Below are 23,091 nucleotides of genomic sequence, written 5' to 3' on the forward strand. Positions count from 1 at the left end.
GACAGGAGGCAGAGTCATGACGGACGACCGCAGCGGAGCGTCCGTCGTGCGCCCGGACGAGACCCGGATCACGGCCGCGGCGACCGACTGGCGCGCGGCCGCCCAGATGCTCGGCCCGCGCGACGCGACCTGGTCCCTGCCGCTGACCGACGTCCTGCTGGGCGCCGCCTGCCTCCTCATCGCGTGGTCGGACCTGTCCTTCATCGACCGTTTCGGCATCCACGCGGTCTACGTCGCGGACATCGCCCTGGCGGTCGTGATCGCCGCGGCCCAGCCGCTGCGGCGGCGCATGGTGCGCGTCTCCTTCATCGTCACCGCCGTCGCGCTGGCCCTCTACGCGCTGCTGACCTGCCTGTCGCCCGTGCTGCTCGGCCTGTCTCCCCTGACGCTGACCGCCCTGACGAGCCTGCACGCCGTCGCCCGCTGGTGCCCGGACCGCCGCTGGGGGCGGGCGGCCCTGGGCGCGGCCCTCGTGGGGGCGGTCGTCAACCCCGTCACCATGACCATGATCGGCCGCAGCCGCTCCGCCTGGGAGGTGGTCGTGCAGCCCCGGGACCCCATGGCGGCCCTGGCCGTGTGCACCGCGTTCACGGCCCTCATCGTGCTCGCCGTGCTGCTGGTGGTCGGCGACGCGTGGCGCCGCCGCCGCCTGGCCGAGGAGCGTCTGCGCCAGCTCGCCCGGGAGCGGGCGGCCGCGGCGGCGTCCGAGCGGCTGGAGCTGGCGCGCGAGCTCCACGACCTCCTGGGCCACAGCCTGACGGCGATCAAGGTGCAGGCCGCCACCGCCCTGGCGGTGGGGCAGGCGCAGGCGCTGGCCGCGACGCTCTGCGCGATCGAGCGGACGGCCGCGGCCAGCCTGGAGGAGGTGCGCGACCTGGTGCGGGCGCTGCGGGGCAGCTCCGGCGACGCCGTGCCGCCCGCCGATCTGGACGGCATCGACCGGGCCGTGGGCGCGGCCGTGGCCGCCGGACTGGCCCTGGAGGCCGACCTCCCGGACCCCGCCGAGCTGGCGCGCGCCAACGGCTCCTGGTCCCTCCTCCAGCGGCTGACCGTGCTGCGCGCCGTCCAGGAGGGGCTGACCAACGCCCTGCGCCACGGGGCCGGCGCCGCCGCCCTGCGCATGGAGATTGCCCGCGGCCGGTGCACCGTCCTCATCACCAACCCGGTGGCGCGCTCCGGCCGGGAGGAGGCCGCCGGCAGCGGGCTGGCGGGCCTGGGCGAGCGCATCCGTCTGACGGGCGGAACCATGGAGGCCGGGTCGCGCGAGCTCGACGGCGCCCCCGGATTCCGCCTGGCGGTGAGCCTGCCGGTAGCCGCCGGCGGCGCCCCGGACGCTTCCGGTACCGCCGAGAGCGAGAGGCAGGAGGACCACCGTGAGCACTTCTGAGCCGGGCGGCCGGGCGCCGTGGCGCACCGTCGTCGTCGACGACCAGGCGCTGCTCGTCTCCGCCTTCGAGATGCTCCTGAGCGCCCAGCCGGACGTGGAGGTCGCCGGGACCGCCGCCGACGGCGCCGCCGCCCTGGCCCTGCTGCGCTCGCGGGCGCACGGCGGCGCACCCGCCGACGTCGTCCTGATGGACATCCGCATGCCGGTCATGGACGGCGTCGCCGCGATCCGGGCCATGCGCGGCGAGGAGGCGCTGCGGCGCACCCCGGTGCTGGTGCTGACCACCTTCGACGACGACGAGCTCGTCCTGGCCGCGCTGCGGGCGGGCGCCAACGGCTTCCTCCTCAAGGACGCCTCGCCCCGGGTCCTGCTCGAGGCCGTGCGCACGGTGGCGCGCGGAGGGGCCTGGCTCGACCCGGCCGTCACCGGCACGGTCCTGTCGCATCTCGGCGCCGCCGAGGGGCGGGCCGCGCCCGGTGCCGCAGCCGGGCCCGGGCCGGACCGGGAGCCGGACCCTCCCGCCCCGGGCGCCCCCGACGACGGCAGAAGGCGGACGAGCGGCCTGTTCGAGCCGCTGACCGGCCGCGAGCGCGACGTGCTGTCGCTGGTGTGCGAGGGACTGCCCAATGCCGAGATCGGCGGCCGGCTTCACCTGGCGGAGTCGACCGTCAAGACCCACGTCAAGGCGCTCCTGGCCAAGACCGGCTGCCGCAACCGGGTCGAGCTCATCGTCCACGCCTTCCGCCACCGCCTGGCGGCGGCGCGCTGAGCCCTGGTCGTTCCCTGCAGCCCGGCCGGGCCCGGCTCCCCCCTGGGGAGGAGGACCCGGCGGACGGCTCGGCCCGGCCGTGTCCCCACGGGGGATCCGCCGAGCGCCGCCGCCGCGGATGCTGAGACCATGACACGCACAGCCCCAGCCGCACCTCCCACCGCCCCCGCAGCGCCTCCGACCGGCCTGCGCATGACGGGTATCGTCAAGTCCTTCGGCCCCCAGAGGGTCCTGAACGGCCTGAGCCTGACCGCCCTCCCGGGACGCGTCTACGCCCTGCTGGGCCCCAACGGCGCCGGCAAGTCGACCACGCTCGCGATCGCGCTCGGCCTGACGCCCCCGGACGCCGGCGACGTCCGGATCCTGGACCGGCCGTGGTCCCGGCGGTCCCTGGAGCACGTGGGCGCCTCGCTCAACGGCCCGGCGCTCTTCCCCCAGCTGTCGGCCCGCCGCAACCTGCTCGTGCACGCCCGCCTGACCGGCACCGACCCGGCCGCGATCGCCCCGCTCCTGGAGCACGTGGGCCTGGGCGGGGCCGGGCGCAAGCGCGCCGGGTCCTTCTCGACCGGCATGAAGGTGCGCCTGGCGCTGGCGATGGCGCTGCTGACCGACCCCGAGGTCCTCATCCTCGACGAGCCGCAGAACGGCCTGGACCCCCAGGGCATTATCGAGCTGCGCGACCTGCTGCGGGCGCTGGCCGACGCCGGGCGCACGGTGGTCGTCTCCAGCCACCAGCTGGGCGAGATGGCGCGCATGGCCGACGACGTCGGCGTCCTGGTGGCGGGCCGCCTGGCCTACGAGGGCCCGCTGTCCGGGCTCGCCCACCCCGACGACGGCCCCGGTCTCGAGGCCGCCTACCTGGCCCTGGTCACCGGGAGGAGGGCCGCCGCATGAGCCCCGCGAACGCCGCCGCCTACCCCGCCCCGCTCCCCGCCGCTCCCCCCGGGTCCCCGACCGGCCGCGCGAGCCGTTCCAGGGCCGCGCGGCCCGCCCTCCTGCGCGCCGAGCTGCTCCGGTCGCGCCGGACCTTCACCTGGGGCGCCACCTGCGTCACCCTGTTCATCGCGGCCTGGTCGATCAACCTGTCCCACTCCCTGACGTCCGCCGGGCTGGTCACGGACGAGGGGCGCTGGGCAGGCAACATCCTGGCCTGGCTGTCCTTCTACCCGGACTTCTTCGCCCTGACCCTCGGGGCGCTCGTCGGCGCCATGGCGCAGTGGCGCGAGCAGCGGGTCCGCGAGGGCGGGACCGCCTGGCGCGCAGTCTCCCCGCGCCGGGTGGCGGCGGCGCGCGCGGCGGTGGCGGCCCTGTCGGCGCTGGCGTGCCAGGCGGGGCTGCTCGTGCCCGTCGTCGGCTACGGGCTGGCGTCCGGGGCGGGATGGGGCCCGGTCGCGAGCTACCTCCGCTTCGCCGTGCTCATGTGGGTCTCGGTGACCGGGGCGAGCCTGTGGGGGCTGGCGCTGGCCCGCCTCATCGGCGGGGTCGCCGTCGGCCTGGCCCCGGTGGTCGGCGTCATCTGGTCGGTCGCCGGTGCCATGCGCGCCGAGGGGCCGACGTGGCTGGTCGAGCCCTGGACCTGGATGATCCGCACGACGCTCCCGCTGCTGGGCGTCCACGGCAACTCGGTCAACCTGGAGCCGGGCGACGCCGCCTGGTCCTACCCCTTCTGGCCCGGGATGCTCCTGCAGAGCCTCATCGCGGCGGCCGGGCTCGCCGTCGTCCTCGCCACCGCCGGACGGCGCCCCCGCCTCGCCCGGCCCACCCGGCGCGCGGGCGCCGGGCACCGGGCCTCCGACGACGTCGCCGGCACGCGCACCGGGACGGCCGCGTCCCCCGAGGCGCTCCCGACAGCGGCCCGGCAGGCTCCGGGCCGGACCGCCGCACCGGCACGGCCCGGGACCGGCCGCGCCGTTCCCCTGCCGGCGCAGGTGACCGCGGTCGGGGGCGGGCGCCGCAGCGCCGCGGGCGCCCTGGCACCCGTCCTGCCCTGGCGGACCTGGGCGGTGCTGACCCTCCCGCTGCTGGGCCTGATCGCCCTGGTCCGGGCCACGTACTCCACCTCCGCCGCCGTCTCCCTGGTCGCCCTGGCCGGGGTACCGATCACGGCCGCGGTCGTCGGCGTCACCACCTGGACGAGCCTGCGCGGGGCGTGGCGGGGCCTGCTGACGCGCACCACACCGACCCGGGCGACGTGCGCGGCGCTCCTGCCCGCCTGGGGGTTCCTGACCGCGGTGCTCCTGGCCGCCTGGGGCACGGGCGCCGCCGGGGCAGAGCTGTTCCCCACCGGGTCGGACCCTAACCTGCCGGCCGTGGCCGGGGAGGTCTACATCGCCGCGACCATCCCGTTCGTGGCCCTCATGCTCATGGCCGCCGCCTACGTCCTCGCCCAGACCGCCGGCCTGGCTGCATCGATCGCCGTCACGGCGATCGGCCTGCTCGCAGGACTCGTCATCGCGGGCAACGAGATTCTCGTGAGCGCACCCGGGCTGTGGCTGTCCGCCCCCTGGGGGTGGGCCTCGGTTGCCGGCTCGTATCCGGGCCGGTGGCTCGCCGTCGTCGGCCTGAGCCTCCTCCTGGCTCTTGCGGCGCTCGCCGTGAGCGCGGCCTCGGGACGGCGGGTGGCCATGCGGGACGGCGAGTGAGGCACCGTGAGCGCCCAGCGCAGAAGTCCGCAGAAGCCGCAGTAGTCATCATCGAGAATGAGGAGCGCGATGCGCCCTCCGCCTTGAGACGGAGGGCGCATCACCTCCCACGTCCGATCCGCGCACCCGCCCGCCGCGGCCACCATAGAGCCATGAGCACTCCCGCAGACGGGCCCGCCGAAGCGCCCCAGACCGATCCCGCATCTGAGCCGGTACCAGGCCAGCGTCGCCACCGGACCCTCACGATCGTCGCCGCGGTCGTCTCGGCCCTCGTGGTGGTCGGCGCCGCCGGCGGTGCCTGGCTGATCCACTCCATCGGCCCCGCCTTCGGCATCTGGTGGCCTGCCCCGAGCCCCCAGTCCTATGGGTCAGCCGTCCTGGGGCTCATGGACTCGGGTCTCCACGCCACCGGCCAGGAGTGGGAGACGGCGCGCGCCGACGCCGCCGGGCGGATCAAGGAGGCCGCCACCCACGACGAAGTCGACGACATCCTGGCCGACGCCATCAAGGTCGCCGGTGGCAGGCACTCCTTCATCATGGACGCCGCAGACCTCCAGAGCTCGATCGACTCCTACACGGCGCCGACGTCCTCCATGGACGGCTGCGTGCTGACCGTGACGGTCCCGGCCTTCATGGGGACGGCGGAGCAGGGGAAGGAGTATGCCACCACCCTGGCGGACGCGCTGGGCGCCGAGGGCGTGTGCGGCGTGGTGGTGGACCTGCGGGACAACGACGGCGGGGACATGGGCCCGATGCTCGCCGGGCTGTCCCCTCTGCTGCCCGACGGGGTGATCACCTCCTTCGTGAGCCAGGGACGCACCAGCGACGTCACTCTGAAGGATGGCGCGATTAAGGGAGGCGGCAGTCCGACCTCGGTGGGGCAGCGCGACAAGCTCGACGTGCCCGTGGCCGTGCTGACCTCGCAGACGACCGCCTCCTCGGGCGAGCAGGCGCTTCTCGCCTTCCGCGGGCTGGACAACACCCGGGTCTTCGGCCAGGCGACGGCGGGCTACGCCTCGGTCAACCAGACCTTCCCGCTGTACACGGGTCGCACCATGGTGCTCACAATCGGCACCTCGCAGGCGCGCACCGGCGAGGGCTTCGGAGAGGAGCCGATCGCCCCCGACGTCGAGACCCCGCGCCAGGGGGCGCCCGAGGCCGCGACCGCGTGGATCGCCTCCCGGCCCTGACCGGCCGCCCCCGTCGAGATCGGTCCGGCCGAGCCGCGTGGCACGACGGTGCCGCAGGGTTGCCCGCACACAGCCGCGGGCGGCCCGTCGGCACCGTGCAGGCCGGGCCGCCCGGGGCCCGGGTCAGAAGGTGATCAGAAGGTGAGGTGGGGGAACCAGATGGAGATCTCGCGCTCGGCGGACTCCGGCGAGTCCGAGCCGTGGACGAGGTTCATCATCGACTCCCCGCCCCAGTCACGGCCCAGGTCGCCGCGGATGGTCCCGGGGGCCGCGGCGGTCGGGTCGGTGGCCCCGATGAGGGAGCGCAGCCCCTCGACCACCCGGTGCCCCTCGACGACGACGGAGACCAGCGGCCCGCTGGTCATGTACTCCACGACACTGGGGTAGAAGGGCTTGCCGACATGCTCGGCGTAGTGCTCGGCGAGCACGTCGGGGGTGGCTACCAGGCGGTCGAGCGCGACGATGTCGTAGCCCTTGGCCTCGATCCGGCGCAGGATCTCGCCGGTCAGGCGGCGTCGGACGGCGTCGGGCTTGATGAGGATGAGAATGCGGCCGGGGGCGTCGGTCATGGCGGGTCCTTTCGGCGGATCATGCAGAGGGCGCGGCTGCTCGCACGGGCCCAGAACGCCAGCGTGACGGGGATCGCCTCAATTGGCAACCCCCGGCGCCCTCCGTCGTCTCCGCCCCGCCCAGGCGGCTAGCCGGCCGCCCCGCCGCCGGCGGCCAGCACGGCGGCCCCGAGGATGAGGGCGGTCGAGCGCGCACCGGGATCGCAGTGGCTCACCGAGCGCGCGCCGAGGTAGGAGGCGCGGCCCCTGCGCGCCCGCATCGGGCAGGTCGAGTCGGCGCCGTCGGCGGCGGCGAGGGCCGCGGCCTGCAGGACCGCCATGGGGCTCGCCCCGGCGTCGGCGGCCTCGCGGGCGGCACGGGCGGCCGGGTGCCAGGCGTCCAGCATCGTCTTGTCGCCGATCTCGGCCCGGCCGCGCCCCTGCACGCCCGCCGCCGCCGCGCTCAGGAGCGTGGCGACGTCCTGGGAGGACAGCACGGGGACGTCGCAGACCCGCGACGCCTTCAGGAAAGCCGTTCCCAGCAGCGGGCCGGCCGCACCGCCGACCGTGGCCAGCAGGGTGGTCGCCGTCGCCTTGAGCACGCCCGCGAGCGCCAGCGACACGTCACCGGCGTTCTCCTGGACATCGAGCTTGGCCACCACCGCATGCATGCCGCGGTCGAGATTAATGCCATGGTCGCCATCACCAATGGCGGTGTCCAGCGCCGTGAGCTCGTCACGGTGCTCAGCAACAACCGCGGCCGCATCGCGAATCCAGGCGGTGCTCCACGCGGCGTCAAGCGGCTTCTCGTGAGTCACGGTCCTCCTTGTCATTCTGCGCCTGATCCTGTGCCGGTCAGTGCCGGTCGGTGCCCGTCAGCGCCGGCCTGAGGCGCTGCATCAATTCTCGCACCCCGCGCGCCGGCGCGCCTGTTAGGCGCCCCGGGGCCGGTCGTCGCGAGACCCGTCACAGGGTCTCAGGCCCGGCCGAACAGGGCGCGAGCCTCGGCCGCCAGCACCACCGAGCCGACAATGAGGACGCCTGAGGCGGTCAGGGGGTCCTCGAAGCCCTCGGAGAGGGTGACGGCACGATCGATGCCGAGCGCCAGGGTGTCGGCCGCCTCGACGCGGTCGGCCCCGAAGACCTCGCGCGCGGTGACGGCCAGGTCCTCGGCCTCCAGGGCCCGCGGGGAGTCGATGGGCACGCACACCACGGCGTCGCAGGCCGGCTCGAGGACCGACAGGATTCCCTCGGCGTCCTTGTCCGCCATGGTGCCGACGACGGCGACCAGGTGGCGGAAGCCGAAGGTCTCCTCCACGGCGGGCACGAGCGCGGCCAGCCCGTGGGGGTTGTGCCCGGCGTCGAGGACCACGGTGGGGCTGGAGCGAAGCACCTCCAGGCGGCCGGGGCTGGTGACCGAGGCGAAGCCGTCCTCGACGATCTTGGCCGGCAGGGCCCTCCCCCCGAAGACGGCCTCGACGGCGGCCAGCGCCAGCAGGGCGTTGCGGACCTGGTAGGCGCCGTGCAGCGGGATGAAGACGTCCTCGTAGACGGCGGCGGCGGTGCGCAGCGTCGCCATCTGCCCGCCGACCGCCAGGGTGCGGTCGACCACGCGCAGCACCCCCGCGTCCGGGGAGCCCGGGTCGTCCTCCGGGTCCAGCTCGCGGCGCCAGACAACGCCGTGGGCCGCCGCGGCCGCGGCGATGACCTCCTGCGCCGCCGGGGGCTGGACGGCCGTGACGAGGGTGGCGCCGTCCTTGATGATGCCGGCCTTGTTGGCGGCGACCTCCTCGATCGTGCCCCCCAGCCAGGCGGCGTGGTCCAGGCCGATGGGCGCGATCACCTCGACGTCGCCGGGCACGACGTTGGTGCAGTCCCAGGTCCCGCCCATGCCGACCTCCAGGACGGCGACGTCGACGGGGTGGTCGGCGAAAGCGGCCAGGGCCATGACGGTGAGCACCTCGAAGAAGCTCATGCGCGGCCCGCCGGCGGCCGCCGAGCGCTCGTCGACGAGGCCGACGTAGGGGGCGACGTCCTCCCACGCGGCGATGAAGCCCTCCTCGCTGATGGGCTCGCCGTCCAGGGCGATGCGCTCGCGGATGGTGGCCAGGTGGGGGCTGGTGAAGCGGCCGGTGCGCATGCCGGTGGCGGCCAGGAGCCGCTCGGCCATGCGGGCGGTGGAGGTCTTGCCGTTGGTACCGGTGATGTGGACGGTCCGGTAGGTGCGCTCGGGGTTGCCGAGCAGGTCGAGGACGGCCTCCACGCGCTCCAGGCTCGGCTGGACGCGGTGCTCGGGGGCGCGAGAGAGGATCTCGGCCTCCACCTCGCGCATGCGCCCGGAGACCTCGACGGCGCGGGCGGCGGCGAGCAGGTCGGCCCGGTGGCGCTCGGCCTCGTCGCCCGAGCCGGCGTCCGGCACGACGGCGGGCGAGTCGGGCAGCCGGGGCTCCCACTCCTCCCAGTCGTCGGTCTCGTCCTCGTCGACCTCGGACAGGAGGGCGTCGAGGCGCTCCAGGTCGCCCTCCGGGATCATGCTGGCGGCCACGAGCTCGCGCAGGGCTTCCAGGTTCTCCTCCTCGGCGGCCCGGCGCGAGGCCTCGGCGGAGCGGACGTCGGCCGGCGTACTGCCGGTGCCGCCGGCCTCGTCAGGCCCGCCGTCGGCGGCCTCCAGGTAGGGCAGCAGCCCGGGGTCGATACCGCCCGGACCGCCGGAGCCGGCAGCGCCGGCGCCCATGACGGCGTCGACGACGTCCTCCCCCGTGGCGCCCTCGGGAATCCCGAAGGCCGCCCCGGGGCGGTCGTCCTCGCCCTCGGAGCGAGGCCTGCTTCCGCTCATGACAACGCCTTTCTGCACGTTCGACCGGGCAACCGCAGCAGACCTTACCGCAACTGTCAATTGGCAGGAGCAGAGTTATCAGGATCACCTATCGAAGCGTCGTCCGCCGCCGAGGACCGGCCGGTGCCGCGAACGCGCTCTCGCCCGCCGTCCTCGCCGCCAACGGCTGCACCGTCGAGCAGGCGGGCCCGGGATCGTCCCGCCTGGTCGCCCCGGGTCGCAGCCCACCGGCGCGCCGGCGCCAGTGCTGGAAGAGTTCACAGGCACGACATATCCTGATTCCGACCGCCTTCGTCCGTTAAGTCGAGGAGACCAGCCCGCTCTGGCCTCGGACGCGTCGGTCCGCCGATCTCCAGGTGATGAAAGTGATGAGAAGAAGACCGATCCTCTATGTCACGGCGGCCGGGACGCTCGTCTTCAGCGTCCTGGCCATCATTCTCAGCCTAAGAGGCATCATTGTCTCACTAGAAGGAAGTCCTTCCAGAACGTGGACCTCGTTCGGCAGCACCGCGGCTACGTGCGGCCTCGTCTGCCTGGGCTTTCACATCCACCTGCGCAGGTCCCAGCGCAACGGTGATTCCTCGCGACGCGGCAGAAAACGCTGACTGGGCCGATCCCCGCCCGAGCCCAGCGCGGCCCCCTCCACGTGCGCGCCCGCTCGGGCCCGGGCGCGCCCCGCGACTCGACGACATACCCTTGGAGGTCGCTGGCAGTCGCCCCGAAAGGGTCTCATAAATAGCGAAAAAGCCTTGCCCCCGCCCTTGGCGGTCACCATACTTGTCAATGGCTAGCCGTAGTCGGCAGGCCGGTCGGCACTCGTACCGAGGCATCACGCAACGAGGAGGAGACCGATATGAACACGTACACCAAGCTCAAGGCCGGGTCACTGGGAGCGAGCCTCGCGCTGCTCCTGTCGGCAGCGGCTCCGGCAGCATTCGCCGCGTCCGCACCACAGGACGGCCGACCTCCCACGCAACCCGCATCCACACAGGCCGCCCCCACTCCGGACGCATCCTCGCAGATTGAGTCCGACCCTGAGATGCAGGCGCTGGAGAATCACATCGCTGACGGCACTCTGGACTACCAGGCGGCCAAGGCCGATCCGGCAATCACAGATGCCACGCTCGACGACTTCACCGCGGGCTACATCGTCGCAGGGGGCCAGTTGTCAGCCCCGGACTCAGCACCTCCGGAAGTTCGGGATCGAGTAGCGGCCCTCGCACCTTATGCGGAGGAATTCGCCTCCTGTGAGGGGAGATCGGGATGGCGTGCAGTCTGGCCGACCATCTTCCTGGACAGCTGCCAAGCCGACAGACTATCGGGCGCTCTTGCTGCTGGCGCATCGGTCACATTCCTCGCAGGAATGATCACCGCGGAGACAGGAGCGGGCCCGGCAGTAGCAGGAGCCATTGCCGGGGTACTGGGCTTCTACGGGGGCCTGACTCAGATATGCAACTCATGGGATACCGGAATTGCGATTGTTTATATTCCCTACCCCAGTGTCTTGACCTGCGTGCCCCAGCAATGAGAAGAAGACCGATCCTCTATGTCACGACGGCCGGGACGGTCATTTTCAACCTCCTCGCCATCATTACTGGACTAAGTGTTGCGCTCACAAGGAATCCTTCCGGAACATGGGTATCGCTCTCCAGAGCCGCATTTTCATTCGGCATCGCTTTCCTGGGCTTTCATATCTTCCTGCGCAGGTCCCAGCGCAACAACAGCGGCTCCTCGCGACGCGGCAGAAAACACTGACCGGATCGCTCCGCGGACCGGCACCGGGGTCAGGGGCGGCCGTTCTCACTCGGCGGCCAGCGTCGGGCCGATCGGCGCCCGGTAGGCGCGGCGCACGGGTGCCAGGAGCACCGCGGTCAGAGCCGCGAAGGACGCCAGCGCCACGAGTGCCAGCGTCCCGACGGCCGGCCTGGGAAGGAACGGCAGTCCGGCCCTGGCGAGGAAGAGCGCCTCGCCGACCGCGGTGACCGCGGTCGGGACGATGGAGATGATCAGTGCCGTCCCGACGTACAGGCCCGCCTCGATGACGACCTGGGCGTGCACGCGGCCGATGGTGGTCCCGGCGCAGCGGAGCACCGCGATCTCGCGCTGCCTGGAGCGGGAGGCCATGGCCACGACGGCGATGGCGCCGAGCAGCGCCATGGCCCCCAGGATCGAGGCCAGCACCAGGGAGTCGGTCTGGCTGAGCACGGCGTGCAGGTGCGCCGCCCTGATCACCGCCCGCGCCACCTCGAGATTGGTCACCAGGACCGCGGCGAAGGAGAAGGCGAGGGACAGCAGGGCGATGGCGCTCGCCGCCAGCGAGCTGCGCCAGAGCGCAGAGCGGCGGGCGATCATGCACGGCCCTCCCAGCCGGGTCAGAGGAGCCGACCAGGCGCGCAGCAGGCCGGGAATCAGTGCGGGCGCGAGCAGTACGACCAGAACGGCCAGCAGCAGGGCGGCCAGCATCGCCTGGCCGCCCCCGTCCGGCAATCCATCGATGCTCTTCCCGGGCCGGACCAGGAGGGCCGCGAGCAGCTGGACGGCGCACACCAGCGCCCACGCTCCGGCCAGGACCCACCGGACGACGCCCATGCGTCGTCGGACCGGCACCGGGGAGGCGGTGCGGACCGCCTCGGTCGCCGGGGTGCGCACGGCGCTGCGCGCCGGCCCGATCGCCCCGATGACGGCGATGCCGACGACGGAGACGACGGTGAGCGCCGCGGTCGCCGGCGTCTGGGCCACCTCGATCCGCCCCATGCGCTGCGCGGCCATGCGGGTGAGCACCTCGGCGAAGGGCTGGTCCACCGCCAGCCCGACCAGGATGCCGGGCACGCAGGCCACCGCCCCGAGCACGGCGACGGTCGCGACCACGCTGGCCAGCACCTGACGGGGCAGCGCCCCGGCCAGGCGCCACCTGGCCCAGCTCGTGCGCAGGGCCTGCACGCAGGACTGCCCGACGACGGCCACCACCGGGATCGCCACCATCGCCGAGTAGAAGTACATCGAGACGCCGGGGACGGCCAGCTCCCGCGGGCTGACGCCCGCATCCCGGGCCGCGGCCACGACGTCCGGGCGGGTGACGGTCATCCGGTGCGCCAGGCACACATCGACCAGCACCGCCGCGAGGGCCAGCACCACCACGGTTCCCGACCAGGCCCGCCACTGGGCGGCGAGGGCCCGCAGCGTGTAGCGCGTCATGACTCCTCCCCCGTCCGGTTCACCACAGCCAGCAGCTCGTCGGGGCCGGCCCCGCGGCGGCGGCCGATGATCACCCCGTCGCGCATAATGAGCACCGTCTCCGCCAGCGCCGCGGCCCCCAGGTCGTGCGTGACGAGCACGACGGCGGCGCCCGCGTCCGCGAGCCCGCGCAGCTCGGCCAGGACGAAGGATGCCGAGCGCGTGTCCAGGGCCCCGGTGGGCTCGTCGGCGAACACCACCGGCGGGCGCCGGTAGAGCACCCGCCCCAGGGCGACGCGCTGCTGCTCCCCGCCGGAGAGCGTCGCCGTGACCGCGTCGGCGCGCGCCTCAAGGCCGAGCCCGGCCAGGATCTGCCGCACGCGCGCCCGGTCGGGCCTGCGTCCCGCCAGGGTGTCGGAGATCGTCAGGTTCTCCCGCACACTCAGGTAGGGCACGAGGTTGTAGGCCTGGAAGACGAAGCCGACCTGGTCGCGGTACAGCTCCGCGACGCGCGCCGGGGGCAGCGCCCCCAGGTCGCGCCCCATGAGGACCACCCGGCCCGAGGTCGCCGGCTCAAGCCCGGCCAGGCACAGCAGGGCGGTGGACTTGCCCGACCCGCTGGGACCGACCAGGGCCGTCATCCTGCCCGCCTCAATGGCGCAGGTGACGCCGTGCAGGATCTCGATCGGCCTCCCGCCGGGAGTTGGGAAGGATTTGCGCAGCTCATGGGCCTCGATCGCCCGGGTCGGTCTCATGCCCCCATGTCAGCCCAGTGCGTCCGCGAGCGCAGTGGGCCTGACGGCCGGATCGTGGTGGGGAAAACCCCACCACCGGCTCCGCCTCGCGTTGCGCGTCTCCGGTACCGGCCGGGTTCAGGGCGTCCGGGTCAGGGATGGTCGAGGAAGGCCAGTACCGCCAGGACCCGCCGGTTGCCCTCGCGCCGGGACAGGCCCAGCTTGTCGAAGATGGCGCCGATGTGCTTGACGACCGCGCCGTCGGACAGGTGCAGCGCCTCGGCGATCCCGTGGTTGGTCTCCCCCGCCGAGACGTGCCGGAGCACCTCCCGCTCCCGCGGCGTCAGGCGCTCCAGGCGGTCCTCGCGGCGGCGCATGAGCGCGGTGATGACCTTGCGGTCGACGACGACCCCGCCGCAGGCCACGGTCTGCAGCGCCTGAGTGAGCTCCTGGACGTGGGCCACCCGGTCCTTGAGCAGGTAGCCGACGCCGCCCGAGCGCGGGTCGTCCTCGGCGGAGTCCAGGAGCCGCCGCAGGTACTCGTTGCCCAGGTACTGGGACAGGAGCAGGATCGGCAGGCGCGGGTGGTCGCGACGCAGCTCGATGGCGGCGCGCAGCCCGTCGTCGCTCCGCCCCGGGGGCATGCGCACGTCGGTGATGACAATGTCGGGCGGCGCCGCGGGGTCGGCTCGCCGCACCGCGTGAAGAAGCTCGGTGGCGGTCGAGACCGAGGCGACGACGTCGTGCCCGGCGTGCTCGAGCAGCACGCGCAGCCCCTCGCGCAGGAGCGCCTCGTCCTCCGCCAGGACTATTCTCATCGCCGTCCTCCCATCGGAATGCGGACCGTGATGGCGGTCGGGCCGCCGGCGGGGCTGTCCGCCTCGAAGTCACCTCCCAGACGGCGGGTGCGGGCCTCCATCGCAAGGAGGCCCTGCCCGCTCGGGACGGCCCCGCCCGCACCGTCGTCGCGCACCGCCAGCACGACGGCGTCGTCCTCCGCATCGTCCCCCGCGTCGGCGTGCTCCACGCGCACCTCGATGCGGCTGCAGCCGCTGTGCCGGATCGCGTTGGTGATCGCCTCGGAGGCGATGAGGTACAGGTTCTCGGCGACCTCGCCGCGGGGCGACGGCGCCCGCGCGCCCGTCCCGCCGCCCCAGACCACCTCGGTGGTGACGGGCAGGCCCGCGGCGAGCTCCTCCAGGGCGGCCCGCAGCCCCCGCTCGGCGAGGGTCCTCGGGGCGAGCCCGTGAGCGGCCTCTCGCACCGCGTCGGCGGCGGCGTCGATCTGGTCCCGCAGCTCGCCGAGGGCCTCGCGCGCGGCGGCGCCCTCGGGCCCCTCGACGTCGGCGAGCCGCAGCTCCAGGAGCCCCAGGCGGACCCCGGCCGCGCTCAGGTGCAGCTGGGCGCCGTCGTGGAGGCGCTGCTCCAGGAGCCTGCGCTCCAGGATGAGGCGGTCCTCGGCGTCCACCGCCCTGTCGACGAGGGCGTCGACCTGCTCCGCCAGCTGCTCGGGCCGTGGGGAGAGCAGTGCCGTGGACAGGCGCGCCAGGCCCGACGCCGCCATGACGGCGAGCCGCGGGAGCAGGCACGCGCCGAGGACGCCGACGAGGAGGGCCAGGCAGCGCCCCGCCGTCGATGCCGATGAGCCGCCGTCCGCGCCGGCCTGCGCCCTGAGCGGCTCGACGAGCGTGATCCGCGCCCCGGCGTACAGCATGCCCGCCGCGACCGTTCCCAGGACCGCCACCACGGCGAGGACCAGGGCGAAGGCCGTCTCGCGCGCGCGGCCGGTCCAGCCCGCCGCCCGCGACCGGATCGGCGGAAGTCCGGTCAGCGCCACCAGGCGCCGCTCGGCGCCCGCCCACGCCGCCGCCCACACCGGCAGCAGCACGAGGGTGCTCGCGAACAGCCAGGTGAGCCAGCCCGCGGCGATCTCCGCCGCCAGGTAGGCCGCCGACGCCCCGGAGCGGCGCACCCAGAGCGACCACGGCGCCCGCTGCCTCGTCACCATCACTTCATCGCGTTGATCGCCCTGAGCGAAGTCCTGAGCGATGTGAAATTGAGAGCCAGCACGGCGGCCGACACGGCGCACATGACAAGCGCCGCGACCGCCGGAGCCGGCAGGCCGAGGGTCACCAGACCCCACCGCAGCCCATAGCCCGCCGCGGCCGCCGCGAGCGTGGTGAGGGTGTACGTGCCAACCGCCCTGGGGTCGAAGGCCGTCGCCAGGTCGCCGTCTATCTCCCTCAGGCTGAGCCGCACGAGGACCGCCGCCATGCCGACGTTGACCACGACCGACGCCAGCGCCGGGCCGACGAACCCGATGAGCGAGTACAGGACGACGCACAGGACCGCGTTGACCGCCACGGCCGCGAGGGAGACGACCATGAGCGCCCTCGTCCGACCCGACGCGCTCAGGATCAGGGACAGGCTCGCGAACCTGACCATGGCCGTGACCAGGTAGAGGCAGAAGACGGTGTATCCCGGAAGGTAGCGCGCGCCGTAGAGCACCTGGATGACCTCGGGGGCCACGACGAAGCAGGCCACCGAGAAGGTGACGGTCGTGAGGTACCCCACCGCGAGGTAGTGCTTGAAGACGACGCGCACCTGCTCCTTCTGCCCGGCGCCGATGTGCCGCGTCACGATCGGGATGATGACCGTCAGGAAGGACATGGAGACGACGTCGAGGGGGAGCACGGTCGCGCTGTTGGCGTAGATCGCGTACCTGTCTGTGCTCTCGTTCATGCCGATGACCAGCTGGCCGACCTGTCTCATCAGGGAGGCCGTCAGGACGTAGACGGCCATGGGCAGGGAGAACCCCAGGATCTCCCGGATCCTCCCCCAGCGCGGCCGGGTGAGGCGGATCATGTACTTCCACCGGCGGAAGCAGTCCCAGAACCACAGGACGGACAGGACGTCGAGCACGAGCAGCATGACGAACAGCGTCGCAATGCTGGAGGTCAGCAGCGCCGTCACGAGGACGGCCATGAGCTTCAGGGCCGAGAAGACGACGTTCCTGACCGCGATGGCCCGTGCGCGGCCGATGGAGACGATCAGCACCTGGAGCACGCTCGTCATATTGGTCAGCATCGGCCTGAAGGCCAGGAAGACCACGAGAGCCGTGAGCGCGGGGTTGGAGAAGTAGTCGCCGATCGCGCCCCGCAGCGCCACAAGCGCCGCGGCCGTCGCCACGCCGATGACGACCTGCAGGACGAAGACCGAGTTCACGTACTCCCGGGTGGCGGACTCCCTGCTGTCCCGGTTGAAGAAGAAGTTGACGGCGTCCGCCAGGCCGAGGATGGTCGCGTCCGCGCACAGGGTCACCAGCAGGACCCCCTGGGCGTAGGTGCCGTAGGCCTCCAGCGACAGGCTGTGGGAGAGGATCATCGTGTTGGCCATGGTCGAGCCGAGCGTCACGAGCTTGACGCTGGCCAGCAGGAGGGAGTCGACGGCGCTTCCCGACCTCGGCCTGAGCCCCCTCATCACCGGAGCCGCTTGATCGTCTTCGCCGGGTTCCCGGCCGCGATCGTGTACGGGGGGACGTCCTTGGTCACCACGGAGTGCGCCGCGACTACGGAGCCCCTGCCCACCGTCACGCCCTTGAGGATCATGGAGAACTCGCCGATCCAGACGTTGTCCTCGACCACGACCGGCGCCGAGGCCGCCTCGGTCCACTCCCACAGCGGCCCTGCGAGCTCTCCCCGGGTCATGCGCCGTCGCGCGTCGGGGTCGGTCGGGTGGTTGTTGTTGTCGTAGATGTGCACGTGGTTGGAGATAATGACGTCGGAGCCGATCGTGACCGACTCGGTGGCGCCGATCGCCGTCGAGCCCGCCCCCCCGAACCAGCAGTCGGAGCCGATCGCTATGCGCCCGCCGCCCCTGGTGATGAGCGAGCAGTCGAGGAAGACGTGGGAGCCGATCACGATCGAGGGCGCCGCCGTGGAGCGCGCCGAGCACCGTGCGAAAGGTCCGATGGAGAACCTGTCGCCGGTTCGCAGCTGCCCGTCCTTCCTCGCCCGGCCGTACTCGTACCTGCTCATGGACATGCGCACGGCATTGACCAGTCGCGAGGGAATGCTCATTGCTCCTCACTCTTTCTGCGCTCGTCGTCGCCCACCAGCTCATCGGCCCTGCTCGCCAGGAACGGGATGAGATAGAAGAGCGCCATGTTGTAGACGTAGATCTCACTGATGGCCATGACCGACATGGCGGCGTAGACGGAGACGAAGGCGGCCCTCGCACGAGGGTTGCAGCGGGAGGCGTCGGCGCGGGTGCTCGCCGTCCACAGCAGGGCGATGAACAGGCCGACGGCCGCCAGGCCGCCGTCGTAGGCGATCTGAAGGTACTGGTTGTGGGCCTGCCACAGCAGTCCCTCGGGGCCGGGGATGAAGTTGCCGAAGTCGGAGTTGATGCCGTAGCCGAACAGCGGCGAGTCCGCCAGGATCGGGAAGGCGGCGTCCCACAGGTCGGTGCGCCCCGTCAGGCTGACCGACTTGCCGAGGAGCTCCTCGATCTGCTCGGCAAAGAAGACCTGCACCCGGGCGAAGACGACGAGCAGCGTGGCGGCCACGCCCAGGACGGTCGCGCCCCGCATGGAGAACAGGCCGCCCCTGTGCGGACGCGCGGTGACGGCGAGGTAGAAGGCCGCGGTCACCGCGAGGCCGACCCATGCCGTGGCGACCTGCAGCGTGGCGATCTGCACGATCCCGCTGGCGACCGCCACCATCGTCCTCCAGCCCCAGCGCCGGTGCGAGCCGGAGTCGTACAGGAGGGCGAGGAGGATCGCCGGGAAGATGCAGTCGGTCACGCGGGTGCGGATGCCCAGGAGGTAGGAGGGCTGGGCGAAGGCGCCGTCCCCCCAGGCCGCCACCCTTCCCCAGTCCATGAGGATCATGACGTAGTTGATCAGCAGGTAGATGAGCAGCAGGTCTGTCATCACCCGCAGGAGCCTTCTGCGCTCCTCCTGCCCGGCCGTGGCGTGCAGCTCGATGAGCATGAGGACGGAGAGCAGGCTGAGCGTGACGTAGCCCCAGTTGAGGAGGTCGCCGCCTTGGTAGACCGTCGGCAGCAGAGAGGACACCCGGTAGAGGACGAAGAGGATGACGGTTGCGGACAGCGTCACCCGCCGCAGGAAGTAGAGGTTCACCAGCCATGCGAAGATCGCGGCCGTGAGGACCTTCATAATGGGTGCCAGGGACTCGGTCTGGCCGACCATGATCGGCTTCATGAGCACGAAGCACACCGCCATGAGCCGCAGGTAGCGCAGCGGGTAGCTCCTTCTGAGGACCTCCCGGTCCAGTGCGGCGGGCAGTGTTCTGCGCATCCCGCCCATGGCGTGCTCAGCGATAGAGGTCAACGTAGTTCTCCATCATCGCTCTGGCCGAGTGGGCCGCCGACGCCTTCACCGCAGCGGCGCTCAGCCGCTGATAGAGGGCATGGTCGTCGCAGATGGCGGCGATGGCCGCGGCGGCCGCGCCCGCATCGGCCTTGACGAGAGCGCCGTTGACGCCGTCCTTCACGATCTCGGGGACGCCCCCGGCGCGGGTGGCCACCACGGGCAGCCCGGCAGCCATCGCCTCGAGAATGCTCATGGGCATGCCCTCGTAGGTCGACAGCAGCACGAAGATGTCGGCCCGCCGGTAGAAGGCGGCGGTATCCCTCTGCCGGCCGGCGAAGCGGACGCAGTCCGACACGCCCAGTGCCTGGGCGTGCTCGACCAGTCGACTTCTGAGGGGCCCGTCGCCGACCAGGGTCAGCGAGACCTCCCGTCCCGCCCCTCTCAGCCGCGCCATCGCCTCAAGCAGCAGAGCGTGGTTCTTGACCACGGCCAGGCGAGCAACGCACAGGAGGCGCACCGGCCTGTCGCGCAGGTCCTCCGGGTCCCGGCGACAGAGGAAGGCGTCGAGATCGATGCCATTGCCGACGACGGGGACCGCGGAGGCGGGGAGGGCGTACTCGCGGCAGACCGAGGCCCTCACCTCGTCATTGAGGGCGACGGGAACGATGCCGTGGGAGAAGGCGTAGCGGTTAAGCCTTCTCAGGGCGGGGTGCCGGGACTCCTTGAGCGCGAGGTTGTGGACCGTGTGGATGATCTTGACCCGCTTGCCGTAGAGCCGTGCCGCGGGCAGCACGTACTCCAGCACGGGCAGGTGCGTGTGCAGGACTGTCGGGCAGAAGCTTCTCATCGCCGTGCGCAGCCGGAGCACCGTGCGAGGATCGGGGCCCTTCGCCTTGTTGAGGGCCACGACGTCGATGCCGGCCCGCCTCATGAGCTCCGCCACGTCCGTCTGATCGCCGTGGAGGGAGACCACCTGGACCGGGTGGCCGGCCCCGGCGAGCTCGCGGGCGAGGTTGAGCACCATCATCTCGGCGCCGCCGGTCCCCAGCCCGTGGATGACGATCATGACGCGCGGTCCGCGCTGCGCAGGCGCCGCGGCGCGGCGGGTGAGCGTGCGGGCGATCTCGCCGAAGACGGCCTGGGGTGAGTAGGCGCGCGAGCGCGCGAAGACCGCGCGTCTCATCGACTCGACCTCCCCCTCGGGCAGTGCGATGAGCCGGCGGATCGTGCCCTCGAGGAGCTCGGGGGAGCTGAAGTCGTAGCTCAGCCCGGTGACCCCGTCCTCAAGCATCTCGGAGTAGTGGCGCCACCTGCTCGCCACCACCGGAAGGCTCGCGTGCATGGCGTCGATGATCGTTCCCGGCACGCCCTCCGTGGTGAACTCGGTCGGGAAGAGGAGCGCGAAGTAGCCGGTGATCGTGGCCGCGGCCCGCTCGGGGGGCACACGGCCCGCGTAGCGCACGTGCGGGACGGAGTCGATCAGGCGGCGGAAGTGCTCCTCGTAGGAGGGCTCGATCGGGCCGAAGACGTCGAGCGTCACCACGGGCGGCCCGTCCCCGTTGATCGCCGCGACCGCCCGCACGGCGTTGTCGATGCCCTTCTCGGGCGTCACCCGGCTGAGGGTGCACAGCCGGCGGGGGCGCCCCCGCGGGGCCTGCGGGTCGACGTCGACGTCGTCGACGTCCTTGAAATTGGGCAGGTGGGAGACGTTGCGCACCCCGAGGGCGCGCAGCCTGTCCGCCAGGGCGCGGGTCTCCACCCAGTTCACCTCGAAGGAGTTGAGGTAGCGCACCAGGCGGCCCGAGGCGTCGGCCTCGACGTCGTCGGCCAGGGACCCCCCGATGAGGTCGTGGTGGACCCTGACCCCCAGCACCTGGGAGGCGAGCCACAGGATCGGGAACAGCGCCCTGCGCCCGCCGCTGGACAGGAGCACGACGACGTCGTCGCACGCGTGCAGGCAGCGGATCAGCTCCCGGGTGACCCGGGCCGCCTCATGATGGTAGTTCAGCGTGTCCACGGCGCAGATATTGGCCGCGCCGAAGCGCTCGACCATGTAGCGGTACAGGGTTCTGGTCTTGACGGTCTGGCCGTCGACCATCGTCTCTCCGAGATCGATCCGGCCGATGAACCCGATTCTTCCTCTGCGCCCCCTCACGGCACATCCCCTTCGCTCATATCCCATACCTCTATCCCATACCTCAATGACCCGACATGACCCGACCAGCCCGCTGAGCCTTCTCAGAGCCGCCAGTACCGGTAGGAGGAGAAGTCCTCCTTGCGGAGGATGCTCTTGACGTCGACGAGGACCCTCTCCTCGTCCCGGGAGGGGCGGAAGAGCCGCTTGTAGTCCGCGCTGGTCATGCGCCGGAACTCGTCGTGGGCCACCGCCACGATGAGGCAGTCGAGCCCGCCGAGCTCGGCCAGGGGGACGAGGTCGACGCCGTGGACGCGCCTGGCGTCGGCGGCGTCGGCCGCCGGGTCGCAGACCCGCGGCACGATCCCGTACTGCCCCAGGCGGCGGATGATGTCGGCGACCTTGGAGTTGCGCACGTCGGGGCAGTTCTCCTTGAAGGTGATGCCGAGGATCGCGACGCCGGCGCGGCTCGGGGCGTGCCCGGCGCGGACCATCTCCCTGATGGCGGCGTCGGCGACGAACTCCCCCATGGCGTCGTTGACCTTGCGCCCGGACAGAATGATCTGGCTGTGGTAGCCGAGCTTCTCCGCCTCGTAGGTGAAGTAGTACGGGTCGACACCGATGCAGTGCCCGCCCACGAGTCCCGGCCGGAATCCCAGGGCGTTCCACTTGGTGTTCATGGCCTCGACCACCTCGCTGGTGTCGATCCCCATGAGGTCGAAGACGACGGCGAGCTCGTTCATGAAGGCGATGTTGATGTCCCGCTGGCTGTTCTCGACCACCTTGGCGGCCTCGGCGACCTTGATGGAGGACGCGCGGTGAATGCCGGCGTCGATGACCAGCGAGTAGACGTCCGCGATCTCGTCCAGGGCCCGGGAGTCGATTCCGGACACGATCTTCTTAATGCTCTCCAGACGGTGCACCCTGTCCCCCGGGTTGATCCGCTCGGGGGAGTAGCCGACCTTGAAGTCCTGCGGGCACCGCAGGCCCGAGACCCGCTCGAGGATCGGGATGCACACGTCCTCGGTGACCCCCGGGTAGACGGTTGACTCGTAGACGACCGTGTCGCCCTCCTTGAGATGCCGGCCCACTGTCTCGCTCACCGAGGTGACGGGCGCCAGGTCCGGGGTCTTGTCGAGGTTGACCGGCGTGGGGACGGCGATGACGAAGAAGGATGCCTCGTCCAGGCGCGTCGCGTCAGAGGTGAAGTCCACCGCGCACGCCCGCAGCGCCTCGTCGCCGACCTCCGCGGTGGGGTCAAGTCCGGACCGGTAGGCGCTCACCTTCTCCTCGTTCGAGTCGTACCCGATCACACGGGCCCTCCGGGAGAAGGCGACGGCCAGGGGCAGCCCCACGTAGCCGAGGCCGACGACGGCCAGCGCGGCCCCGCCGTCGAGCAGGCGGTCCGCCCGACTCCGTACCATCATGCGTTCCTTCTCCTTTTCAAAGCGGCGTGGAACAGCTGCCAGAACAAGCAGTAGGCGGCGTAAGGACGGGACAGTCCCTCGACATTGCGGTAGAGGTTCCAGGTCCGGCGGATGGCCTTGATCTTGCTGCTGGACAGCGAGCCCGACGTCTTGCGGTACTTGGCGAGGCACTCGTCCAGGCCGTAGAAGAGGTGCCCGGCCTTCATGACCCCCAGCCAGGTAGCCGCGTCCTGGCCCCGCCTGAGATCCGGCATCCTGAGAAGGGCGCGGTCGACGACCTGCGTGTCGAACAGCAGCGTGTGGCTGCACGTCACCGTGTTCTTCAGAAAGTCCTTGTACCCGATTGAGGCGGGAACCCGCACGAAGTTGCGGTGGGCCCCGTTCTCCTCGATGGTCTCGTAGGAGGTGAAGCAGGCCCCCGCCCCCGTCCTGGTCATGAAGGCGATCTGGCGCTCGAGCTTCTCGGGCATCCACAGGTCGTCGGAGTCAAGGTAGGCGACGTACCGGCCCCTGGCGTGCGCGAGCCCCCGGTTCCTGGCCAGGGCGACTCCCTGGTTGGTGGGCTGCACGAGCACCCGCACCCGCGGGTCCCGCTCCGCGAGCGCCTGGATGAGCGAGCGCGTCCGGTCCTGCGAGGCGTCGTCCACCGCGAGCACCTCCAGGTCGCGCATCGTCTGGGACAGCACGCTCTGAAGCGTCTGAAGAACATGCGTCTCGCTGTTGTAGGAGGGGACGATCACGGACACGAGGGGGCGGTCGCCGGGCGTCTGCTGGTCGGGCCCTGCTTCGGTCACCACCTGCCCGCCTTCCGGGACGGAGCCGGATCATTCCAGGGCGGGCCGCCCTTCCAGGGCCGGCCGGCCTCCGCTCGGCGCGCCGAGGAGGGCGCGCAGACAGACAGCCATCGATGTGGAT

The 23,091-nt window shown here is 72.1% G+C and carries 19 protein-coding genes; 6 read left to right on the top strand and 13 right to left on the bottom strand.

Annotated elements, in window-relative coordinates; translation table 11 throughout:
* Window positions 1-16: 16 nt before the first annotated feature.
* The 5 genes from O145_RS06740 (at window position 17) to O145_RS06760 (ending at window position 5,988) form a co-directional block, all read left to right on the top strand.
* Window positions 17-1,387 (top strand): sensor histidine kinase, encoded by a 1,371-nt coding sequence (locus O145_RS06740; RefSeq protein WP_084682439.1) that lies wholly within the window; start codon window positions 17-19, stop codon window positions 1,385-1,387.
* Window positions 1,374-2,156 (top strand): response regulator transcription factor, encoded by a 783-nt coding sequence (locus tag O145_RS06745; RefSeq protein WP_052374787.1) that lies wholly within the window; start codon window positions 1,374-1,376, stop codon window positions 2,154-2,156. The genes O145_RS06740 and O145_RS06745 overlap by 14 nt, the downstream gene beginning before the upstream one ends.
* Before the next feature lie 129 nt (window positions 2,157-2,285).
* Entirely contained in the window at window positions 2,286-3,050 is a 765-nt protein-coding gene (locus tag O145_RS06750; RefSeq protein ID WP_043561496.1) for an ABC transporter ATP-binding protein, read from the top strand.
* Window positions 3,047-4,798: a hypothetical protein gene (locus O145_RS06755; RefSeq protein ID WP_229118403.1), complete on the top strand. Its 1,752-nt coding sequence runs from the start codon at window positions 3,047-3,049 to the stop codon at window positions 4,796-4,798. Before O145_RS06750 ends, O145_RS06755 begins: the two co-directional genes overlap by 4 nt.
* A gap of 152 nt (window positions 4,799-4,950) precedes the next feature.
* Complete coding sequence (locus O145_RS06760; RefSeq protein ID WP_229118404.1) at window positions 4,951-5,988, top strand: S41 family peptidase; 1,038 nt, start codon at window positions 4,951-4,953, stop codon at window positions 5,986-5,988.
* A 134-nt stretch (window positions 5,989-6,122) separates the two neighbouring features.
* Here O145_RS06760 and ndk read toward each other — a convergent pair whose 3' ends face one another.
* From ndk to O145_RS06775, 3 genes are all read right to left on the bottom strand, one after another.
* Entirely contained in the window at window positions 6,123-6,557 is a 435-nt protein-coding gene (ndk, locus tag O145_RS06765) for a nucleoside-diphosphate kinase (protein ID WP_043561499.1), read from the bottom strand.
* A gap of 128 nt (window positions 6,558-6,685) precedes the next feature.
* The gene (dhaL, locus tag O145_RS06770) at window positions 6,686-7,369 is read right to left on the bottom strand and encodes a dihydroxyacetone kinase subunit DhaL (protein ID WP_043561501.1); all 684 of its coding nucleotides are present in this window, start codon (window positions 7,367-7,369) and stop codon (window positions 6,686-6,688) included.
* Window positions 7,370-7,512: 143 nt separating this feature from the next.
* Entirely contained in the window at window positions 7,513-9,372 is a 1,860-nt protein-coding gene (locus O145_RS06775) for a bifunctional folylpolyglutamate synthase/dihydrofolate synthase (protein ID WP_043561504.1), read from the bottom strand.
* An 853-nt stretch (window positions 9,373-10,225) separates the two neighbouring features.
* On the opposite strand from O145_RS06775, the gene O145_RS18035 reads away from it, so the two are divergent.
* Window positions 10,226-10,900 (top strand): hypothetical protein, encoded by a 675-nt coding sequence (locus O145_RS18035; RefSeq protein ID WP_156966632.1) that lies wholly within the window; start codon window positions 10,226-10,228, stop codon window positions 10,898-10,900.
* A 272-nt stretch (window positions 10,901-11,172) separates the two neighbouring features.
* Here the strand turns inward: O145_RS18035 and O145_RS06780 are convergent, their stop codons facing one another.
* The 10 genes from O145_RS06780 to O145_RS06830 all read right to left on the bottom strand — a co-directional run bounded on the left by O145_RS06780 (window position 11,173) and on the right by O145_RS06830 (window position 22,973).
* Window positions 11,173-12,567: an FtsX-like permease family protein gene (locus O145_RS06780; RefSeq protein WP_043561505.1), complete on the bottom strand. Its 1,395-nt coding sequence runs from the start codon at window positions 12,565-12,567 to the stop codon at window positions 11,173-11,175.
* On the bottom strand, window positions 12,564-13,301 hold the full coding sequence (locus O145_RS06785) for an ABC transporter ATP-binding protein (RefSeq protein WP_043561508.1): 738 nt from the start codon (window positions 13,299-13,301) through the stop codon (window positions 12,564-12,566). Before O145_RS06785 ends, O145_RS06780 begins: the two co-directional genes overlap by 4 nt.
* A 131-nt stretch (window positions 13,302-13,432) precedes the next feature.
* On the bottom strand, window positions 13,433-14,098 hold the full coding sequence (locus O145_RS06790) for a response regulator transcription factor (RefSeq protein WP_043561511.1): 666 nt from the start codon (window positions 14,096-14,098) through the stop codon (window positions 13,433-13,435).
* Window positions 14,095-15,288, bottom strand: a complete 1,194-nt coding sequence (locus O145_RS16405) for a sensor histidine kinase (RefSeq protein WP_052374789.1) — start codon at window positions 15,286-15,288, stop codon at window positions 14,095-14,097. Before O145_RS16405 ends, O145_RS06790 begins: the two co-directional genes overlap by 4 nt.
* Window positions 15,288-16,760: a lipopolysaccharide biosynthesis protein gene (locus O145_RS06805; protein ID WP_043561517.1), complete on the bottom strand. Its 1,473-nt coding sequence runs from the start codon at window positions 16,758-16,760 to the stop codon at window positions 15,288-15,290. Before O145_RS06805 ends, O145_RS16405 begins: the two co-directional genes overlap by 1 nt.
* Window positions 16,760-17,359 (bottom strand): acyltransferase, encoded by a 600-nt coding sequence (locus tag O145_RS06810; protein ID WP_229118405.1) that lies wholly within the window; start codon window positions 17,357-17,359, stop codon window positions 16,760-16,762. Before O145_RS06810 ends, O145_RS06805 begins: the two co-directional genes overlap by 1 nt.
* Window positions 17,356-18,633, bottom strand: coding sequence for an O-antigen ligase family protein (locus O145_RS06815; protein ID WP_156966633.1), 1,278 nt, complete (start codon window positions 18,631-18,633; stop codon window positions 17,356-17,358). Before O145_RS06815 ends, O145_RS06810 begins: the two co-directional genes overlap by 4 nt.
* Window positions 18,617-20,713 carry a glycosyltransferase family 4 protein gene (locus tag O145_RS06820; protein WP_043561523.1) on the bottom strand — a complete coding sequence of 699 codons (2,097 nt, stop codon included), beginning with the start codon at window positions 20,711-20,713 and terminating at the stop codon, window positions 18,617-18,619. Before O145_RS06820 ends, O145_RS06815 begins: the two co-directional genes overlap by 17 nt.
* A gap of 140 nt (window positions 20,714-20,853) precedes the next feature.
* On the bottom strand, window positions 20,854-22,176 hold the full coding sequence (locus O145_RS06825; RefSeq protein ID WP_156966634.1) for a nucleotide sugar dehydrogenase: 1,323 nt from the start codon (window positions 22,174-22,176) through the stop codon (window positions 20,854-20,856).
* A complete protein-coding gene (locus O145_RS06830) occupies window positions 22,173-22,973 on the bottom strand; it encodes a glycosyltransferase family 2 protein (protein ID WP_084682441.1) in 801 nt (266 codons plus the stop codon). Before O145_RS06830 ends, O145_RS06825 begins: the two co-directional genes overlap by 4 nt.
* Window positions 22,974-23,091 lie beyond the last annotated feature (118 nt).

It is taken from the genome of Actinomyces israelii DSM 43320 (assembly GCF_000711965.1).
Taxonomy (GTDB): Bacteria; Actinomycetota; Actinomycetes; order Actinomycetales; family Actinomycetaceae; genus Actinomyces; species Actinomyces israelii.

What these genes read in the sequence shown, in the direction of transcription:
- O145_RS06785 (WP_043561508.1), bottom strand. Translation starts at nt 13,301, where the DNA reads ATGAGACCGACCCGGGCGATCGAGGCCCATGAGCTGCGCAAATCCTTC.
- O145_RS06820 (WP_043561523.1), bottom strand. Translation starts at nt 20,713, where the DNA reads ATGGTCGACGGCCAGACCGTCAAGACCAGAACCCTGTACCGCTACATG.
- O145_RS06740 (WP_084682439.1), top strand. Translation starts at nt 17, where the DNA reads ATGACGGACGACCGCAGCGGAGCGTCCGTCGTGCGCCCGGACGAGACC.
- O145_RS06805 (WP_043561517.1), bottom strand. Translation starts at nt 16,760, where the DNA reads ATGAGGGGGCTCAGGCCGAGGTCGGGAAGCGCCGTCGACTCCCTCCTG.
- O145_RS06810 (WP_229118405.1), bottom strand. Translation starts at nt 17,359, where the DNA reads ATGAGCATTCCCTCGCGACTGGTCAATGCCGTGCGCATGTCCATGAGC.
- ndk (WP_043561499.1), bottom strand. Translation starts at nt 6,557, where the DNA reads ATGACCGACGCCCCCGGCCGCATTCTCATCCTCATCAAGCCCGACGCC.
- O145_RS06775 (WP_043561504.1), bottom strand. Translation starts at nt 9,372, where the DNA reads ATGAGCGGAAGCAGGCCTCGCTCCGAGGGCGAGGACGACCGCCCCGGG.
- O145_RS18035 (WP_156966632.1), top strand. Translation starts at nt 10,226, where the DNA reads ATGAACACGTACACCAAGCTCAAGGCCGGGTCACTGGGAGCGAGCCTC.
- O145_RS16405 (WP_052374789.1), bottom strand. Translation starts at nt 15,288, where the DNA reads ATGGTGACGAGGCAGCGGGCGCCGTGGTCGCTCTGGGTGCGCCGCTCC.
- O145_RS06790 (WP_043561511.1), bottom strand. Translation starts at nt 14,098, where the DNA reads ATGAGAATAGTCCTGGCGGAGGACGAGGCGCTCCTGCGCGAGGGGCTG.
- O145_RS06760 (WP_229118404.1), top strand. Translation starts at nt 4,951, where the DNA reads ATGAGCACTCCCGCAGACGGGCCCGCCGAAGCGCCCCAGACCGATCCC.
- O145_RS06825 (WP_156966634.1), bottom strand. Translation starts at nt 22,176, where the DNA reads ATGATGGTACGGAGTCGGGCGGACCGCCTGCTCGACGGCGGGGCCGCG.
- O145_RS06780 (WP_043561505.1), bottom strand. Translation starts at nt 12,567, where the DNA reads ATGACGCGCTACACGCTGCGGGCCCTCGCCGCCCAGTGGCGGGCCTGG.
- O145_RS06750 (WP_043561496.1), top strand. Translation starts at nt 2,286, where the DNA reads ATGACACGCACAGCCCCAGCCGCACCTCCCACCGCCCCCGCAGCGCCT.
- O145_RS06755 (WP_229118403.1), top strand. Translation starts at nt 3,047, where the DNA reads ATGAGCCCCGCGAACGCCGCCGCCTACCCCGCCCCGCTCCCCGCCGCT.
- dhaL (WP_043561501.1), bottom strand. Translation starts at nt 7,369, where the DNA reads ATGACAAGGAGGACCGTGACTCACGAGAAGCCGCTTGACGCCGCGTGG.